Origin of the sequence: Stenotrophomonas bentonitica, from assembly GCF_002887735.1 — a bacterium.
Classification (GTDB): Bacteria; Pseudomonadota; Gammaproteobacteria; order Xanthomonadales; family Xanthomonadaceae; genus Stenotrophomonas; species Stenotrophomonas bentonitica_A.
Window position 1 is genome coordinate 154,022 of the sequence record NZ_PKQP01000009.1, and the last position, 18,266, is coordinate 172,287.

An 18,266-nucleotide genomic window follows, 5' to 3' on the forward strand; every position below is an offset into this window, starting at 1 on the left:
CTACACGCTGCCAAGCCGCAGCGCAGCAGCAATGACGGAAAAGCGCTGGATCCAGCCGGCAGTCCGGTCTGGGTCCCTACCTTGGGAGAGGGTCCGATCCATGCATCGTTTTCGACGTTCCACCTTGTTCATCGCCCTGGGCACCTGCCTGCTGGCGCCCGTGCTGGCAACGGCGCAGGACGCCCCGGCCCCCCCAACCACCGAACAGCAGGCGCAGACCCTGGACGCGGTCAGCGTCGTGGGCATCCGCGGCAGCCTGGAAGCCTCGCGGGATCTCAAACGTGACTCGGCGCAGATCGTCGACGCGATTGTGGCCGACGACATCGGCAAACTGCCCGACACCAACGTGGCCGAGTCACTCGGGCGCGTGGCCGGCGTGCAGCTCGAGCGCGGCATGGGCGAGGGCAGCGACATCCTGGTGCGCGGCCTGAAAGAAAACGTGCTGCTCTACAACGGCCGCCAGATCGTCGACGCCACCGGGCGCGGCGGCAACGGCCTGGACCAGTTGGCCACCTCCACCTACGGCCTGCTCTCGCTGGTGCCTTCCGAGCTGATCTCGCGTCTGGAGGTGACCAAGCTGGCTGGCGCCGACCAGCTCTCCGGTGGGCTGGGCGGCATCGTGGACATCCACACCCGCCAGCCGTTGTCCGGCGACAGCGACCAGAACGTGGTGAGCCTGGCCGGCACCTACGATGAAATGTCCGACGCCTGGGGGCACAACGCGTTCGGGCTGATCTCACGGCGCAGCGACGACCGCCGCTTCGGTGCGCTGCTGTCGGCCACCTACGGTCGCCGCAACGTGGTGCAGCAGGGCCTGGACACCTTCTCCGGGTATGCGCGCTATACCGACCCCGCCGAACCTACCCGCACCCGCTTCGGCAGCACCGACATGCGTGCGCAGAACATCGACGATGACCGCACCAAGGTCGGCGTCAGCGCGGTGCTGCAATGGCGGCCGACCGACGGGGTGGAGCTCACCTGGGATACGTTCTATTCGCGCCAGAAGGCCGAGCGTGACCGCTACTGGATCGCCTTCAATCCCTCGGCGGGGTTGAGCAACGCGGTCTACTCCGACCACGACATCCTGCTGGCGGGGCGCTCCACCGGCACGGTGCTGCTCAATGCCGAATCGGCTGATATCGATTCGGACACGCTGTCCACCGCGCTGCGCGCGGGCTTCCGCGTCGGTGATCGCCTGGATGGCTCGGCCGAGCTGGACTGGGGCCGCTCCACCGCCAACTACAACCAGCGCTATATGCGCCTGGCGCCGATGGCCGGGCGCAGTTCGGTCACCGACTTCGACCTGCGTAGCGGCAGCTTCGGCAGCTTCAACGTCAGCGGCATCGACCTGACCGATCCATCGCAGTGGCGCATGACCATCATGTTCGACAACGACTGGCGCGCACAGACCGATTCGCGCGCGCTGCGCACCGACTGGAGCCTGGCCTTCGGCGATGGCCCGTTGCGCTCGCTGGACTTCGGTGCACGCTTCAGCCGCCTGGAAAGCCTGCAGGATCCGCGCCGCGCCGATATCCGGCCGGTTGGCGGGGTGCCGGTCACGCAGATGGCGCCGTACATCCGCGTGTACAGCAACAACGACTTCCTGCCGGGCGAGTTCAGTGGTCTGCCGCGTGCCTACCTCGGGCCGTTCCGCAGCACCTTCGGGGGCTGTGAAAGCTTCACCACGCTGCCGCAGATCTCACAGAACGCGCAGTGCCTGGACCCGCGCAACAACGCGCTGGCCTACGCGGCCACCTTCAGCGTCGACGAGGATTTCCTGGAGGCCTACACCAAGCTCAACTGGGACACCGACGTGGCCGGCATGCCGCTGGGCGGCAACCTGGGCGTGCGCTTCGTCGGCCGCGACCTGACCTCGCGCGGCAACCTGATCAGCGGCAGCGGCGCATTGAGCCCCTCGCGGTTCGAGCGCGACGATCGCGAGGTGCTGCCCTCGGCGGTGGCCAAGCTGCAGATCACTGACAGCCTGATACTGCGCGGCGGCGCGGCCAAGGTGGTGGCCTTCCCCAACACCGAAGACCTCAACAACGGCGTCACCCTCAACAACAACGCGGTGTTCGACAGCAACGGTGTGCAGACCTCGCCGGGCACCGGCAGCGGCGGCGCCCCGGACCTGGATCCGTTCAAGGCCACCCAGTACGACCTGTCGCTGGAGTGGTACTACGGCGGCCAGGGGCTGCTGTCGGCCGGCCTGTTCTACAAGGATGTCTCCACCTTCATTGTCCAGCGCCAGAGCGCGGAGACCTACAACAACGTCAACTACCTGGTGCTGCGCAAGATCAACGGCGACAAGGCCAAGGTAAAAGGCGTGGAGCTGTTGGCGCAGGTGCCCTTCAGCGGCATGTTCGACGGCTTCGGGGTGGTCGCCACTTACACGTGGATCGATTCGGAAACGCCGATCACCGACATCAACGGCAGCGCGTTGACCTTCCCGGGCCTGTCCAAGAACAACGCCAACCTGATCGGCTACTACGAGAACGGTCCGTTCGGCATCCGCGTGGCCTACAACTGGCGTGACGAATACCTGGTCGGCCTGTCGGCCGCGTCCACCGGCATCTACAACGACACCTACAAGGATCTGTCGGCATCGATGAGCTACGATTTCAGCGACCGCCTGTCCCTGAAGGTGGAAGGCAACAACCTGTTGGACAGCGAGCAGCGCACCTTCGATGGATATGCCGAAGGGCTGCGCACCAACGTGGTATTCGGCCGGTCCTACAAGGCCAGCCTGACCTACCGGTTCTGAGCATGGATCTTCTGGAAGGAAAGGGCAGGGCATGAGCGATACGGCAATGCACGGGCGCGTGGCGCTGGTGACCGGCGCGGCCAGTGGCATCGGCGCGGCGGTGGTGGCGCGGTTGCGTGCCGACGGCGCCACGGTGGCCACGCTGGACCAGGTTGCCAGCGACGGCGGGCAGGCCACCGCGATCGCCGACCTGCGGTCGGCCGAGGCGGTTACCGCCGCGATCGGGCAGCTGCGTGCTGCGGTGGGTCCGTTTGATGCCCTGGTACATTGCGCCGGCATCTGCCCGGCCGGTGGCACCCTGGCACACGACGATGCGGTGTGGCTGGATGTGTACTCGGTCAACGTGCTGGGCGCGCTGCGGGTGATCCGGCAGGTGGTGCCGGACATGCGCGGTCGCGATGGCAGCATCGTGCTGGTGTCGTCGATCAACGCCCGCTTCGCCACGCCCGGATTGGCGGCCTACGCGGCCTCCAAGGCCGCACTGGAGGAACTGGCGCGCACCGCCGCGCTGGAGTTTGCGGCCGATGGCATCCGGGTCAATACCATCGCCCCGGCGTCGGTGGATACGCCGATGTTGCAGGCCTCGTTCGCACGCGCCGCCGACCCGGCTGGCGCCCGCCACGCCAACGTGCAGCGACATCCGCTGGGGCGCCTGGGCACGCCGGCCGATGCGGCCGAGCTGGCGCTGTTCCTTGCGTCACCGCGCAGCAGCTGGATCACCGGCGCGGTGTTTCCCCTGGACGGTGGCGCAGGAGTGACCCGGCAATGAGTGAGGCAGCCACGCCGTACATCATCGGCATCAACTGGGGCAGCACCAATTTCCGCGCGTTCCGCATCGGCCACGACGGCCAGGTGACCGGCGCGATCGAACAGCCGCGCGGCATTGCGGGGCTGGAGCGGGCACAGATGCAGGCGCTGCTGGAGGATGTGGTGGCGCAGTGGCCGCAGGCCACGCGCATCTACGCCAGTGGCATGGTGGGCTCCAACATCGGCTGGAGCGATGCGGGCTATGTGGAATGTCCGGCCACGCTGGACGCGTTGGCCGGCCAACTGCACCCGGTCCAGATAGGGGCGCATGCCGTGGCGATCGTGCCCGGCCTGGCCTGTCGGCGGCCGGACGGCGCGCCGGACATCATGCGCGGCGAGGAAACCGAATTGCTCGGCCTGGTCGCCGCCGGTGCGGTGCCCGACACCGGCGTGGTCGCGCTGCCGGGCACGCACAGCAAATGGGTGCAGCTGGAGGGCGGCACGGTGGTGGCCTTCATGACCGCGATGTCCGGTGAAATATTCGATCGCCTCACCGCCGCCGGCCTGCTTGCCTCGGTGGTCGATGGGCCGGCGCACGACGGGGCGGCCTTCATCGATGGCCTGCATGCCGCGCACGACGGCGGCATGGGCTTGGGCACGTTGCTGTTTGGTGCGCGGGCGAAGGTGATCCGCGGCGACCTGCCACGGCGTGATGGCGCGGCCTATCTGCGCGGGCTGCTGATCGGCGCCGAGCTGTCCGATGTGCGCCGGCAGTGGCCGCAGGCCCTGCACGCCGTGCCGCTGGTGGGGGCCGCCCCGGTCTGCGCGCTGTATGCACGCGCATTGGTCGAACTGGGCGGCGGCAGCCGCTCCATTCCCTCGCAGGACGCCTCCACCCGCGGCTTCCTTGCATTGCATCAGGCAGCCGGAGCGTTGGCATGAATGACGAGCACGCAGAAACATTCGACGCCGCGCTGGCGCGTACCGGCATCATCGCGATCCTGCGCGGCCTGCCCGGTGACGAGGCGATCGCGGTGGTCGAGGCGCTGTACGCCGCCGGCGTGCGGCTGGCCGAAGTGCCGCTGAATTCACCGGACCCGCTGCGCACCATCCGCACCCTGGCGGCGCATTTCCAGGGGCGCATGCTGATCGGCGCGGGGACCGTGGTCAGCACCGCAGCGGTCGAGCAGTTGGCCGCCACCGGCTGCGCCTTCTGCGTGGCCCCCAACACCGATGCAGCGGTGATCGCCGCGTCGATCGCGCACGGCATGGTGCCGGTGCCGGGGTTTGCCACGGCCTCCGAAGCCTTCGCCGCAATCGCCGCCGGTGCGCGCCATCTGAAGGCGTTCCCGGCCAACGGTGCGCAGCCGCGCCTGCAGGCGTTGTCGGCGGTGTTGCCGGCCGGGGTTACCTTGATCGCCGTCGGCGGCGTCGCTCCCGCGCAGGTTGCTGAGTTCCGCGAGGCGGGGGTAAGCGCCTTCGGCGTGGGCACCGACCTGTACCGGCCCGGCCGCAGTGCCGAGGCGGTGGGGGAGCGTGCCTCCCGCTGGATGCACGCCGTGCAGGCGGCGGCACCGGCGCGCGCTACCCTGGTGTGCGACGCGCGCACCACCGTGGGCGAATCGCCCGTGTTCGGTGCCGACGGTGTCCTGCGCTGGGTCGATCCGACTGCGCCCTGCCTGTTGCGTTGGGACGGGACCCAGTGCGAACGGGTGCCGCTGCCCGAGCCGGTCTGGTCGCTGGCCATGGCCGACGGCACGCTGGTGGGCAACGGCGAAACGCACTTTGTCGCGTTTGCGCCCGACGGGCCGCTGCAGGCGGGCCCGGAAGTGGACGTCGGCGCAGGGTGCCGGCTCAATGATCTGGTCACCGACAGCCGCGGCGGGTTGTGGGGCGGGTCGATGCATCAAGGCCTGCTCACTGGACGCGGCGCACTATTCCATGCGCCGGCCGTGGATGCGCCGGCGCGGCGCGTGGCCGACGGCCTGGGCGTGGCCAACGGCATGGCGTTCTCGGCTGACGAAACCACCCTGTTCGTGATCGACACCTTGGCCCGCACCCTGCTCGCCTACCCGGCCGATGTGGTGGCAGGCACGTTGGGCGAGCCGAAGGTGGTCACCGATTTCCTGGGCGTGCCGGGCAAGCCCGACGGCATGGCGATGGCGCGCGATGGCCACCTGTGGGTGGCGATGTGGGGCGGCCATTCGGTGGTGGAGTTGGCCGCCAACGGCGCCGTCCTGCGCACGCTCGCGGTACCGGCGCCGCACGTGGGCAGCCTGTGCTTCGCGCCCGACGGACGGCTGTTCATCAGCACCGCGCGTGCACGACTGGGCGAGCAGGCGTTGGCACAGTGGCCCGGTTCCGGCGGATTGTTCGCGGTCCAGCCGTGAGTCGGCAGCGGCCTGCCGGGCGGGTCGGCGTGCTGCTCATTGCGCTTTTTGCGGTGGCGGCGACTCACGCAGCGCCGGCCCTGCTGGACGCGCCGTTCACCGACCACATGGTGGTGCAGCGCGACCGCCCGATTGCCGTATGGGGCGCGGCGGCACCGGGCGCACGGGTGGACCTGCAGCTGGCCGGGCATGCGCAACGCGTGCGCGCCGATCGCAGCGGCCGCTGGCAGGCGACCCTGCCCGCGTTGCCGGCCGGCGGCCCGCATGTGTTGAACGTGGCCTCGCAGGGGCGGCAACAGCGCGTGGATGACGTGCTCATCGGTGACGTGTGGCTGTGCAGTGGCCAATCCAACATGGCCCTGCCGGTAGAGCGCACGCTGGACGCTCGCGCCGAAGTGGCGGCAGCCACCCACGGTCGCATCCGCCTGCTGCAGATTCCCACCCAGGACAGCGCGGTGCCGAGGCAGCGCTTCGCGGATGTACCGCAGTGGCAGCCCGCCACGCCCGACACCGTGCGGGGGTTTTCGGCCACCTGTTACTACTTCGCGCGCGAACTGCAACGCGACGTGGATGTGCCGATGGGGCTGATCAATGCGTCGTGGAACGGGTCGCGCATCGAGGCCTGGACACGCGCCGATGCGCTGCGCCGGGTCGATGGGCAGGCGCCGGCCCTGGCCGTGCTGGACCAGTACGCGCAGGACCCGGCGGCGGCACTGGTGGCCTGGGGCGCGCAGTGGGAACAGGCCTGGCAGCGCGATAGTGCCGATATGCGCCAGCCATGGCGCGTTGACGATACCGGTCCCTGGCAGAGGGCGTCCCCCACGACGGCGTGGGTTGCGCCGGCACTGGCCGACCACCTTGGCATGGGCTGGTACCGCACCACGCTGCAGCTTGACGCCGCGCAGGCCGGGCAGCCCAGCGTGCTGGAGTTGGGGCGGATCGACGAACTGGACACCACCTGGATCAACGGTCGCATCGTGGGCAGCAGCTTCGGTGCCGGGCTGGCGCGACGCTATGTGCTGCCGGCCGGCACGCTGCACGCCGGTGCGAACACGCTGGTGGTCAACGTGCTCAACACGTATCGCGAAGGGGGCCTGCCGGTGGAGCCGCGCGCACTGGGGTTGGCTGACGGGTCACGCCTGCCGCTTGCCGGCCCGTGGGACTACCAGACAGTACCGGCAGCCCAGCGCATGCCACCGACCGCGCCATGGCTGTCGTCGTGGGGCATGGGCACCCTCCACAACGGCATGGTGGCGCCGCTGGCCGGGTATGGCCTGCGGGGCGCGCTGTGGTACCAGGGGGAATCCAATACTTTCGAGGCTGGGGCCTATGCCGCGAAATTGGCCGCCTATCGAACCAGCCTGCGCACCAGCTTCGGCAGCACGCTGCCGCTGCTGGTAGTGCAGTTGGCCGGCTTCGGCCCGGCGCCGTTGCAACCAGAGGCCAGCGACTGGGCGCAGCTACGGGAGGCGCAGCGCAGGGTTGTGGCGGCCGATCCGCACGCGGCGCTGGTGGTGGCGCTGGATATCGGCGAGCACGACGACCTGCACCCGGCCAACAAGCAGGCAGTGGGGCAACGCCTGGCGCGTGCCGCGCTTCATCTGGCCTACGCCGATCCTGCGCCAGCGTCCGGGCCGGTGCCGGTGCAGGCACGCCGCGGTGGCAACGGCGTGCGTGTTGCCTTTGCCGACATCGAGAGCGGACTGGTCGCTCACGGAGGACTGTCGCCGGTCGGTTTTGAACTCTGCGGGGATACCCAGGCCAGCTGCCGCTACGCGCAGGCGCATATAGACGGCAACGACGTGGTGCTTGAGGCTGACGGCGCAGGGCAGGTCACCCGGGTCCGGTATGGATGGGCGGGCAGCCCGGTCATTACGCTCTACGACCGCAACGGCTTGCCCGCCGGGCCGTTCGAGGTGCCCATCCGGTAGCGCCCGCGTTGCATATGGCCTTGAGAAGATAACCCTCTCTGATGTGCTCGAACGGTTTCTGCAGCCGCCGTGGCGTGTCGCCGCGGCCGGCTGATCCCATAGGTCAACGCACCGCCGCAATCGCCCGCGTACGCGCTTTGGCCAGCGCTTCACCCACAGCCGGTCCCTTCAGGTGGGTGAGGTCCAGGTCGCGCGCTTGGATCGCCAGCGCCGCCTGGTGCAGGCGCGTGAGCGTTTCGCCCTGCGGATAATCGCTGTCTTCAAACCCCAGCCGGCCACGCTTGTCGGCCTCGCAGCACAGCGCGATCTGCGCGATCCGCTCCGGGCGGCGGAAGCCGTCGCAGCGGGCCAGCAGTTCCAGCACGGTGGCATCGCGCAGTTCGTCGATGCGGTGCACGTTGAGATGATCGCGGCAGACCGCTTCGGCCAACTGGCGGTGATCGACCGGCACCTTCAAGCGCTCGGCCAGGGCACGCAGTGGGGCCACCCCGCGCTGCTCATGCATGATGTGGCGCGGCCATTCCTCTGGCGGGGTCAGGCCCTTCCCGAGGTCGTGGGTCAGCGCGGCGAAGCCGATCAGGTCATCGCCCGGTGCCAGCTGCGCGGCCAGGTCGCTGACCATTTCCTGGTGCACGCCGGTATCCACTTCGGGGTGGAACTCCGCGCGCTGCGGCACCCCATACAGTGCTTCCAGCTCGGGCAGGATCGGGCCCAGTGCATGGGCATCATGCAGCGTGCGCAGGAAGGCGGACGGCCGCGCGGAGGCGAGGGCGCGTCGCAGCTCCTGCCAGACACGTTCGGGCACCAGTGCCTCAAGCTCACCGCTGGCGGCGATCTGCTGCATAAGGGCCATCGTCTCCTCGGCCACGGTGAAGCCGAGCGGGGCGAAGCGCGCCATGAAGCGGGCCGCACGCAGCACGCGCAGCGGATCTTCGATGAAGGCCGGGCCGACGTGGCGCAGCACGCGTTGCTCGATATCCCGCACGCCGCCATAGGGATCCACCAACGTGCCGGTGGCCTCGTCGCAGGCGATGGCGTTGATGGTGAAGTCGCGGCGCTGCAGGTCTTCTTCCAGCGTCACCGACGGGTCCGCATCGACCACGAAACCGCGGTAGCCGCGTCCGGATTTGCGCTCGGTGCGGGCCAGCGCATATTCCTCGCCGCTGTCCGGATGCAGGAACACCGGGAAATCACGGCCCACGGCCTTGTAGCCCTGCGCTTCCATCTGCGCCTGGGTGGCCCCGACGACAACCCAGTCGCGGTCGCCGGGGGAACGCTGCAAGAGGCGGTCGCGCACGGCGCCGCCAACCAGATAGATTTTCATGTGCCCATGATGCCGCAGTGGACCAAGGCCACGCCAACCGGTTCGCATACCGGAGCCGGTCAGTCGCCACCCTTGTCGGCATTGGCCGCGCAGGCGAAGGTCTTGCGCTTGACCTGCAGACGGCCGTTCATGCGGTCGGTCACCGGCAGCGCATCGCCGTTCAAGCGCCAGTCGTAGATCACGCTGAAGGCCAGGATGCGCGCGACATACTCGCGGGTTTCCTTGTAGCTGATGGTCTCGATCCAGATGTCCGGATCGAACCCCGGGCGCTGCGACTGCCAGCGGGCGGTCGGGGTCGGGCCGGCGTTGTAGGCGGCGATGGTGACGTAGGGCAGGCCCTCGTATTTGTTCATCAGCTGGCGCAGGTAGGCGGTGCCGATGGCGATGTTGGTGTCCGGATCGTAGAGGCTGGCGGCACCCCCGTAGTTGGTCAGGCCGATCGACTTGGCCACGGCCGCGCCGGTCGCCGGCAGCACCTGCATCAGGCCCATCGCGTTGGCGGGCGAGCGCGCCTTCGGGTTGAAGATGCTTTCGGCGCGGATCTCCGCGGCCACCCAGGCCGGGTCGATCGCGTTGCGCGCCGATTCGCGGCGGATGCTGTCATCGTGGTGCAGCGGGAAGCGCAGCGAATACAGGCGCTGCTCGTCCGGGGTCTTGCCGAGCGAGAACACCGCACGGTCGAACCAGCCGTTGTCGCGCGCCACTTCCACGGCCAGGCGACGCTGCGTGTTGTCGTAGCGGCTCAGCGCGTCGTTCCACTCGGCCACGGCCCAGCCGGCACGCTCGATCTTGAACAGTTCCATGGCCCGCACGATCGCCGGGTCACGGGCGACTGCCGCCTGCGCCTGGGCACTGTCATTGGGTTCCCACGGGCACAGCGTGTAGTTCTGGCCGAGCTGGTCGGCCGCCAGGAAGCCATGGAAGGTGGCCGCGCGGGCTGCCTCACGGAAGGCGGCCTGCGCCTCGCTGCGCTTGCCGGTTTTGTCCAGCATGCGCGCTTCGAAATAACGCCAGCGCGAGTCGGCCCGCTGGGTGGGGCCCATCTTGCGGATGGCGGTCAGCGCCGCCGGCCAGTCGCCGCGCGACAGCGCCTCACGTGCGCGCCACTCGTGCAGGCGTTCGTCGTAGGCGGACTCGGGCACTGCATTGAGGCGGCGGGCGGATTCGGGACCGTAGGAAGCCACCGTCCACAGCGCGATCTGATACAGCACCTGCGCGCGCTGGGCGGCGCTCAGCTGCAGGGCGTCGGCGTACTGCGGCAGCTGCTGCTCGGTCGCACCCGGGTCGGCCTTGGCCAGCTTGGCCAGGCCGTCAGTGGCGATGCGGCGGCTGCGCTCGTTGCGCGGCCAGTTCAAGGCGCTGGCGTTGGGCCTGTCGACGAAGGCGGCATAGGTGTTGGCCAACGCCAGGTCGGCAGCGGGCAGGCCGCGCGCGGCGCTGCGCATCACCGCCGGCTGCTGCTCATCGGCAGCGGCATCGATGCGCGCCCAGCGCAGTTCGGCGTTCATGCCGCCCTTGGCGTCCAGCACCGCGAACACCGGATCGCAGGCATCGGGCAGCGATTTGCCGGTACTGCGCCAGATCGCCTGCGCCTCGCTGACCCACTGCGCATCGGCCTTGCCGGTAGCCTGGCGTGCGTTGAGCTGGGCGCAGCGCAGGCCGACGTTGGTCGTGTCGGTCCAGTTGGCGAGCAGCGTCGGCCAATCCTGGCGCCGCGCCACCGCGGGCAGCCATACGTTGCGGAAGCTGGTGGCCACCGCCTGGCCGTTGTAGCGCTTCAGGAAATCCTGCGCCTGCACGTTGCTGACGGTATCGATGTTGCGCCGCAGGTTGGCGAATTCGACCCAGCCATACAGCGGGTGCCTGCTCAGTGCCGCCGCCTGGGCAGGATCGAACTGGCCGCGCTCGGCATTGTCGATCACGGCCTTGAGCTGCGCGCGCTGGGCATCCAGGTTCTGGGCATCGGCCACCGGGCTGACCCCGGTGCAGGCCAGCAGGACGGTCGCGCTGAAGAAATACAGGGGAAGTCGAGTCATGCCGGAAAGCATAACGGCGCGGGGTGAAAGGGAGTGAGGGCAAGCCGACTCGAGGATGAACAGCTGCCGCTTAGGCGCGCCATTCGCATCACCGTTCCATCGCTCCACGGGTGACCACGGACGTGGGAAGCACGTGCCGATCGCGATCCCACCGCATCATGGGCGGTGTAGCACGTGGATGCCCGTGCGGGCGACGTTCAACGGCTGCGCACTGAAGCCGATTCCGACGCGCTGGATGGCGCAAATGCCAAGGTTCCGGTCGCCACCCGAATCCTGGCATCAAGCGGATGGCGTTCGCGCAGCAGCGGCACGACGCCCGCCTTGGATGCCTTCAACGACCCTTGAAAACAGCGACATTTGCGTTCCTACGCGTCGCACGGGAGATGCCTCCATAGCTGGACCCTGCGCAGTCGGTTTTGTCGAATTCCCGTGAAAGCGAGGCGCACGTCACTCCTTCACATTTACAGGTTGTTTACAAAGGAGACGCTGCCGCCATGCAGGGGGCGCGGCAGCCCAGCCCGACATTCCTTTGGAGAGAGAGCGAATGAACAACCCGCATCACCGCCCGCTGGCGGTTGCCGTATCGCTGTGCCTGCTGCTGGCTGCGCCGGCCTTGGCCAGCACGCAGGACGCGCCCCGCAGCACGACCGATCTGGACCGGGTGGAAGTGACCGGCAGCCGCATCAAGCGGGCCGAGGTGGAAGGGCAGGTGCCGATCCAGACCCTCACCCGCACCGAGATCGAACGTACCGGCCTGACCTCGATCGGCGATGTGCTGCAGCAGCTGACCGGCTCCGGTTCGGCGCTCAATGCGAAGTTCAATTCCTCGGGCAACTTCGGCTTCCCGCCGGATGGCAGCGGGGTGGGCGCGGGCTCGGCCCAGGTCGATCTGCGGCACCTGGGTGCCAAGCGCGTGCTGGTGCTGGTCGACGGCATCCGGTGGGTCAACGAATCCTCCGCCTCCGGCGTGGGCGCGGCGACAGACTTGAACACCATCCCGCTGGCCATCGTCGAGCGCATCGAAGTACTCGAAGACGGCGCGTCGTCGCTGTACGGCTCCGACGCCATCGCCGGTGTGGTCAACATCATCACCCGCCGAGAATTCGACGGCGCGCAGGTGACGATGAATTACGGCGAGTACACCAAGGGCGATGGCACCCAGAAGGGCGTGGACCTGGCCTGGGGCACCAGCGGTGACCGCTACACCCTGTTCCTGGGGGCGAGCTGGACCAAGCAGGACCCGGTGTATGCGCGCGATCGCGAGCAGTCGCGCTTCCCGATTCCCGGCACCGGGCTGGCCTTCGGCAGCGGTGGCATTCCGCAGGGACGCTTCTCTTTCGTCGACCCCAACACCGGTGCGAAGCAGGACATCGTGCCCAATACCGGCGTAAGCAGCCCGCGTTACGACGGCAGCGCCGGCTGCACCCGCAGCGATGACTACCACTGCTTCACCTCGGCCGACCGGTTCAACTTCGCCGAGTACAACATGGTGCTCACGCCGTCCGAGCGGAAGGGCATCTTCGGCCAGTTCCGCTTCGACCTCACCGATGACATCCAGTGGTACATCAAGGCACTGGGCAACCGTCGCGAGTCCACCAACCAGGCCGCACCGGAGCCGCTGTTCTTCGGGCCCGATGGCGCCACCGGTAATCCGCTGGCGGACAACATCGTCGTCTCCGGGCTCAATCCCTACAACCCGTTCGGCTTCGATCTGGTCGCCTCGGGCAACATGAGCCTGATCGGCCGTCGCCCGGTCGAAGGCGGCGCGCGCGTGTTCGAGCAGGAGGTCAATACCCAGTACTTCGCCACCGGCCTGGTCGGCCAGTTCCAGGCCGCCGACCGCAGCTGGTTCTGGGACCTCAACGGCATGTACAGCAAGAACAAGGCCGAGCAGACCAACTACGGCAGCTACGACATCTACAAGGTCAACATGGCGCTGGGTGATCCCGCGTTGTGTGCGGCCACGCCCGGCTGCGTACCGTTGAACATCTTCGGTGGCGTCGGCTCGATCACCCCGGAGATGCTGCGCTGGATCCAGCCGGTGGTGCGCGACCGCAGCCAGAACGAGTTGAGCCTGTTCACCGCCAACCTGAGCAGCGAACTGTTCACCCTGCCGGCCGGCCCGGTCTCCTTCGCCACCGGCTATGAATACCGCAAGTACGAGGGCCGCTACGATCCGGATCCGCTGACCGTGATCGGCCACTACAACGGCGTGCCGTCGTTGCCCACCTCCGGTTCCTACGATGTCAACGAGGCCTACCTGGAGCTGAGCGTGCCGATCTTCGCCAAGAGCGCGCTCGGCGAGAAGCTCGACCTGAGCCTGGCCGGTCGCTACTCGGACTACTCCACCTTTGGCGGCGAGTTCACCCCCAAGTACGGCCTGCGCTGGCAGGTGACCAATGACTTCGTGCTGCGCACCAGCTACGCCGAAGGCTTCCGCGCACCCTCCATCGGCGAGCTGTACGGCTCGGCCGCGCGCGCCGACCTGCAGCTGTTCGATCCCTGCTCGGTAGGGCTCGGCGGTACGCCGCCGCGCGGCAGTGCCGCCAACTGCGCCGCACTCGGCGTGCCGGACGGCTTCCAGCAGGCTAACTCGCAGATCTCGGTCACCACCGGCGGCAACGCAGAGCTGGATCCGGAGCGCTCGCGCAGCTTCAGCGCCGGCTTCGTGTGGAGCCCGTGGTTCGGCAGCAATGCGTCCTGGTCGGAGCGATTCGACGTGGAGGTGACGTTCTACCGCCACCACATCGAAGGTGCGATCCAGGCCATCAACGCGCAGACCCAGCTCGACCTGTGCGTGGATACGCTGGACCCGCTGTACTGCGACGGCATCACCCGTGCCGGCACCGGTGCGGTCAGCGGCTTCAACAACCGGCTGACCAACCTGGGGTCCATCAAGACCGATGGCTGGGACGTGGATCTGTTCTGGACCCTGCCGCAGACGGAGATCGGGCAGTTCAAGCTCGGTTGGCAGAACACCTTCGTCGGCCGCTATGAGGCATTGGGGGCAGCCGGCCAGAAGCAGCCGCAGGAGCCGGGTGTGGAAGTGGCCGACAGCTCGATCCCGGAGTGGACCAGCAATGCCACGCTGAGCTGGAACCTGTCCAACTGGAACGCCTCCTGGACGGTGCGCCACATCTCCAAGCTCACCGAGGAGTGCGGCGATGTGGCCGCCTTCCCGATCTGCAGCAACCAGGCCGAAGGCACCAATGAACTGTCGGCCACCACCTTCCACGACATGCAGGTGGGCTACAAGGTCGACTGGATGAAGGGTCTTCAACTCAGCGCCGGCCTGAACAACGTGTTCGACAAGGATCCGCCGATCTGCCTGTCGTGCTCGCTCAACGGCTATGACGCGTCCACCTACGACATTCCGCGCGGGCGCTACTGGTACGTGCGCGCGGACCTGCGGTTCTGATCGCGGGCTGATGCGAAGGTGACACACCGGGGCGCCATCAGGGCGCCCCGGTGCCGGCTTGCAGCAGTGCCGGTCAGGCCCCGCTGCGTGCAGGGACGGACAAATGCGTTGCGCACACCGGCCACCGCGCGTGCCTGGCATGCCGGTGCTGTCTGCGTGAGGCATCATGGGGAGCCGGCCAGCGGCCGGCACTACCTCTCCTGAACGGCATTGCCATGAACCTGCATACCTGGTGGATCTTCGCCGTCACCGTGTTCGTCCTGTGCGGCACGCCCGGCCCGAACATGCTGCACGTGATGACCCGCAGCGTGCGCGTGGGTTTCCGTCGCAGTATCGCCGCCATGGCCGGCTGCCTGACCGCGCTGGTACTGGCCCTGGCGATCTCCGCCGCCGGGCTGGGCGCGGTGCTCAAGGCCTCGCCGATGGTGTTCGACGTGCTGCGCTACGCGGGCGTGGCGTACCTGGTGTACCTGGGGATCAAGGCCTGGCGCGGCGGTGATGCGCCGATCGATGTGGGCAGCACCACGGCGCTGGTGCCCAGTTCACGTACCGTGCTGTTCCGCGATGGATTCATCATCGGCATCAGCAACCCCAAGTTGCTGCTGTTCGCCTCGGCGTTCCTGCCGCAGTTCGTTGATCTCACCCAGCCGCAGCTGCCGCAGTTCGTGATCCTGGTGGGCACCTTCGCGGTGATGGAGATGTTCTGGTACACGGTGTATGCCGCCGGTGGCCGCGGGCTGGCCGGGCATCTGGCCAAGCCGGGGCTGCGCAAGGTGTTCGACCGTGTGGTCGGCACGATCTTCATCGGGTTTGGACTGGCGCTGCTGCGCGCAAGGCCGTGATGATCTGGCGCTGCGCGCGCGGCGTTTATGGTAGTGCCGGCCGCTGGCCGGCAACCAGGCAGGACCGTCATCGTTCATGAAGCTGCCGGCCGCTGGCCGGCAACCAGGCAGGACTTTCATCGTTCATGAGGCTGCCGGCCAGCGGCCGGCACTACCGGGGCCCGGCGCTGGTGCTGCGCGCACGGCCTTGATGGTAGTGCCGGCCGCTGGCCGGCTCTCGACCCATCTGCCGGGTCCCCAAACACAGAGAGCCGGGCAATGCCCGGCTCTCCTTGGTGACGCGCTGCGATCAATGACCGATCAGAACGACCAGGTGAACGTCAGGCCGCCATTGCGACCATCACCGTACGCGCCGTACCCGTTAATCTGCGAGAAGTACGTCTTGTCCAGCAGATTGTTGAGGTTGGCCTGCACGCTGAACGCCGGCGAGATGCGGTAGCGCACGAACGCGCTGACCAGCGCATAGCCACCCTGCTCGATACGGCCATAGGCCGGCACCGGATAGTAGATGCCGTTCTGCCAGTTGGCACCGCCACCGACCGTCAGCGCGCTCAGCGACTGCGGGGTGTAGCTGGTGAACAGCTTGATGGTGGTCTGCGGCAGGTTGGTGTTGATGTCCGCATCGTTGATGTCCTTGGCCACGTAGCGCGAGGCACCGAAGGTCGCGTTCCAGCCCGGCGCGAGTTCGCCGTTGAGCTCGAACTCGAAACCGCGGCTCACCGTGCCGCGCGCGGCGATGTAGGCGAACTCATTAGGACTGCCTTGGACGGGCTCGGTGGTGGCCTGGCCGACGTTGTCCTGCTCGATGCGGAACACCGCCAGCGACGCGTTCAGGCGGTTGTCGAACCACGCGCCTTTGACGCCCACTTCGTAGCTCTTGCCGTCCACCGGATCCAAGTAGCTGCCCGCGCGGTTCTTCAGCGTCTGCGGCTGGAAGATCTCGGTGTAGCTGGCGTAAGTGGAGTAGGTGTCGTTGAGGTCGAAGACCAGGCCTGCGTACGGGGTGGTGACCTTGTGGCTAAAGCGACTGACGACTGCGCCCTCCAGACCGTCCAAGCTCCAGTCGGTATAGCGCGCACCAATGATCAGCTTCAGCGGATCGGCCAACGACAGGCGAGTCGCCGCGTAACCTGCCTTTTGAGTGATCGTGCCACGGCTCTGCAGCTTCATTGCACGCCATTCTGGTTCAGGGAAATTGCCGTTCCAGCCGAGATAGTTGGGCAGCGGTAGGTATGGCGCAATCGGATCACTGAAGAAATCCGGCTGGTAATCACCTTTGTTGGAGTACTCCCGCTTGTTGTAGCTCAAGCCGGCCATGAACTGATGCTCGCGGCCAAACAGCTGAAATGGACCGTCGACGAAGCCATCGACCGCGCTGACTTTGCGCTCCGTGTTGTAGAAGCCTGCAGAAGGCGTGATACCAGCGCCGGTTTCTTTGTCAAAGTAGGACGCGCCAGTCATCCAGTCGTTGTAGGCGGTGTAGAACAGCTTGTCATCGGCCTTGGTTTCGTCATGCGTAGCGCCGACTTTGAACTTCCAGCCGCTGGCAAACCCGTGTTCGAGAGTGGCGAAGGCCCGCTTGCTGGTAGTATCCCAATACGTCCAGCCGGGGTTCGGGTTGAACGATTCGTCGTAACCGGTGGAGGTGCCATCGGAGAACAGCATCGGGAAACCACCCCAGGTCGCGCCGTTGGCGCGCTTCTGCTGGTAGTCGTAGCCCACGCTCAGCTGCGTGTCCGGGGTCAGGTCGGCGTCGATCACCGCATAGCCCAGCGTCTTGTGCTGGTCGTAGCGGTCCATCTGTGATTCGGTATCCAGGTAGCTGCCGATCACGCGCGCGCGCACCGAGCCGCTGGCGTTCAGCGGGGTGGTCACATCCACCGTGCTGCGGGTGCGGCCCCAGCTGCCGACGTTCACCGACACGCTGCCGGTCAGTTCGGCACTGTCGGCATGCTTGCGGATCAGGTTCACCGAGGCGGACGGGTTGCCGGCACCGCTGAGCAGGCCGGTGGCGCCACGCACCACTTCCACGCGGTCATACAGGGCCAGGTCCAGGCCGGAATCGCCGTAGCTCCAGTTCTGCACCATCTGGGTCGGCAGGCCGTCGAACTGATAGCTGTCGATGTAAAACCCGCGCGCGTAGAACTCGGTGCGCTCGGTATCGGACTGGGTGCTGCTGATGCCGGTGGTGTTGCCCAGCACGTCGATGATGTCATCCAGGTTCTGATCCTCGATGCGCTGGTGGCTGATGATGCTCACCGACTGCGGGATCTCGCGCGGGGCCAGATCGAAGCGGGTACCGGCCGAGGTCTTGCGGACCGAATAGCCTTCGGCGCGCTCGCCCTTGACCACGATCTTGTCCAGGGTGGTGGCGTCGGGGGCGGCGTCCTGCGCGAATGCGGGGGCGGCGGCGAGGGTGCACAACGCCAGCATCAATGCCTGCGGCAGCGGGCGACGGAGCATCGACGGGCGGGACAGCACGTGGGCGGAGCGGGTCATCGGCGTTTCCAGAAGGGCGGCAACGGGCATGGCCGGCGTCCTGGGTGGCCTGCGGCGGAGCGGGGGTGGGGGCAGGAAGCGGCTGGCGGGGGCGGTGACCCGGCGCGGGCTCGATAACTGTTCACGGGTGCGCATCCCTTGCGCGACCCGGGTCACACTATCGTAATGGCAATCATTCGCATCATCAACCGCATCGGTCATCGGCACCGATGCGCAAGGCCGGCGACTCCAGGCGCTCTCGTATTCATACTTCCCGCTGCCGAGCCTCCGCGGGCGCAGGCGCGCCTCGTGCGTCGCCGTAGCTATCCGCGCGCT

11 protein-coding genes are annotated in these 18,266 nt (G+C 67.7%); 8 read left to right on the forward strand and 3 right to left on the reverse strand.

Annotated elements, in window-relative coordinates:
* Positions 1-100: 100 nt before the first annotated feature.
* Genes C0R07_RS15975 through C0R07_RS15995 form a run of 5 tightly spaced genes read left to right on the forward strand, consistent with a single transcriptional unit; the run spans position 101 to position 7,832 of the window.
* Positions 101-2,764 (forward strand): TonB-dependent receptor, encoded by a 2,664-nt coding sequence (locus C0R07_RS15975; protein WP_167390392.1) that lies wholly within the window; start codon positions 101-103, stop codon positions 2,762-2,764.
* A 31-nt stretch (positions 2,765-2,795) separates the two neighbouring features.
* Positions 2,796-3,533, forward strand: a complete 738-nt coding sequence (locus C0R07_RS15980; protein WP_217350031.1) for an SDR family NAD(P)-dependent oxidoreductase — start codon at positions 2,796-2,798, stop codon at positions 3,531-3,533.
* Positions 3,530-4,453: a 2-dehydro-3-deoxygalactonokinase gene (locus C0R07_RS15985; RefSeq protein ID WP_102789409.1), complete on the forward strand. Its 924-nt coding sequence runs from the start codon at positions 3,530-3,532 to the stop codon at positions 4,451-4,453. The genes C0R07_RS15980 and C0R07_RS15985 overlap by 4 nt, the downstream gene beginning before the upstream one ends.
* Complete coding sequence (locus C0R07_RS19940) at positions 4,450-5,901, forward strand: 2-dehydro-3-deoxy-6-phosphogalactonate aldolase (RefSeq protein WP_167390393.1); 1,452 nt, start codon at positions 4,450-4,452, stop codon at positions 5,899-5,901. The genes C0R07_RS15985 and C0R07_RS19940 overlap by 4 nt, the downstream gene beginning before the upstream one ends.
* On the forward strand, positions 5,898-7,832 hold the full coding sequence (locus C0R07_RS15995) for a sialate O-acetylesterase (protein ID WP_254427880.1): 1,935 nt from the start codon (positions 5,898-5,900) through the stop codon (positions 7,830-7,832). Before C0R07_RS19940 ends, C0R07_RS15995 begins: the two co-directional genes overlap by 4 nt.
* Before the next feature lie 103 nt (positions 7,833-7,935).
* On the opposite strand, the gene C0R07_RS16000 is transcribed toward C0R07_RS15995, so the two are convergent.
* Positions 7,936-9,156 (reverse strand): multifunctional CCA addition/repair protein, encoded by a 1,221-nt coding sequence (locus tag C0R07_RS16000; RefSeq protein WP_102789410.1) that lies wholly within the window; start codon positions 9,154-9,156, stop codon positions 7,936-7,938.
* 59 nt (positions 9,157-9,215) lie between these two features.
* Complete coding sequence (locus C0R07_RS16005; RefSeq protein WP_428991915.1) at positions 9,216-11,204, reverse strand: transglycosylase SLT domain-containing protein; 1,989 nt, start codon at positions 11,202-11,204, stop codon at positions 9,216-9,218.
* 162 nt (positions 11,205-11,366) lie between these two features.
* Between C0R07_RS16005 and C0R07_RS19945 the strand changes: the two genes are divergently transcribed.
* From C0R07_RS19945 to C0R07_RS16015, 3 genes are all read left to right on the forward strand, one after another.
* Positions 11,367-11,537: a hypothetical protein gene (locus C0R07_RS19945; RefSeq protein ID WP_167390394.1), complete on the forward strand. Its 171-nt coding sequence runs from the start codon at positions 11,367-11,369 to the stop codon at positions 11,535-11,537.
* 199 nt (positions 11,538-11,736) lie between these two features.
* The gene (locus C0R07_RS16010; protein WP_102789411.1) at positions 11,737-14,610 is read left to right on the forward strand and encodes a TonB-dependent receptor; all 2,874 of its coding nucleotides are present in this window, start codon (positions 11,737-11,739) and stop codon (positions 14,608-14,610) included.
* A 215-nt stretch (positions 14,611-14,825) separates the two neighbouring features.
* Complete coding sequence (locus C0R07_RS16015; RefSeq protein WP_102789412.1) at positions 14,826-15,452, forward strand: LysE family translocator; 627 nt, start codon at positions 14,826-14,828, stop codon at positions 15,450-15,452.
* Positions 15,453-15,752: 300 nt separating this feature from the next.
* Here C0R07_RS16015 and fhuE read toward each other — a convergent pair whose 3' ends face one another.
* Entirely contained in the window at positions 15,753-17,951 is a 2,199-nt protein-coding gene (gene fhuE / locus C0R07_RS16020; protein ID WP_102789413.1) for a ferric-rhodotorulic acid/ferric-coprogen receptor FhuE, read from the reverse strand.
* Between the last annotated feature and the right edge of the window lie 315 nt (positions 17,952-18,266).

What these genes read in the sequence shown, in the direction of transcription:
- C0R07_RS15975 (WP_167390392.1), top strand. Translation starts at nt 101, where the DNA reads ATGCATCGTTTTCGACGTTCCACCTTGTTCATCGCCCTGGGCACCTGC.
- C0R07_RS15980 (WP_217350031.1), top strand. Translation starts at nt 2,796, where the DNA reads ATGAGCGATACGGCAATGCACGGGCGCGTGGCGCTGGTGACCGGCGCG.
- C0R07_RS15985 (WP_102789409.1), top strand. Translation starts at nt 3,530, where the DNA reads ATGAGTGAGGCAGCCACGCCGTACATCATCGGCATCAACTGGGGCAGC.
- C0R07_RS19940 (WP_167390393.1), top strand. Translation starts at nt 4,450, where the DNA reads ATGAATGACGAGCACGCAGAAACATTCGACGCCGCGCTGGCGCGTACC.
- C0R07_RS16000 (WP_102789410.1), bottom strand. Translation starts at nt 9,156, where the DNA reads ATGAAAATCTATCTGGTTGGCGGCGCCGTGCGCGACCGCCTCTTGCAG.
- C0R07_RS16005 (WP_428991915.1), bottom strand. Translation starts at nt 11,204, where the DNA reads ATGCTTTCCGGCATGACTCGACTTCCCCTGTATTTCTTCAGCGCGACC.
- C0R07_RS16010 (WP_102789411.1), top strand. Translation starts at nt 11,737, where the DNA reads ATGAACAACCCGCATCACCGCCCGCTGGCGGTTGCCGTATCGCTGTGC.
- C0R07_RS16015 (WP_102789412.1), top strand. Translation starts at nt 14,826, where the DNA reads ATGAACCTGCATACCTGGTGGATCTTCGCCGTCACCGTGTTCGTCCTG.
- fhuE (WP_102789413.1), bottom strand. Translation starts at nt 17,951, where the DNA reads ATGACCCGCTCCGCCCACGTGCTGTCCCGCCCGTCGATGCTCCGTCGC.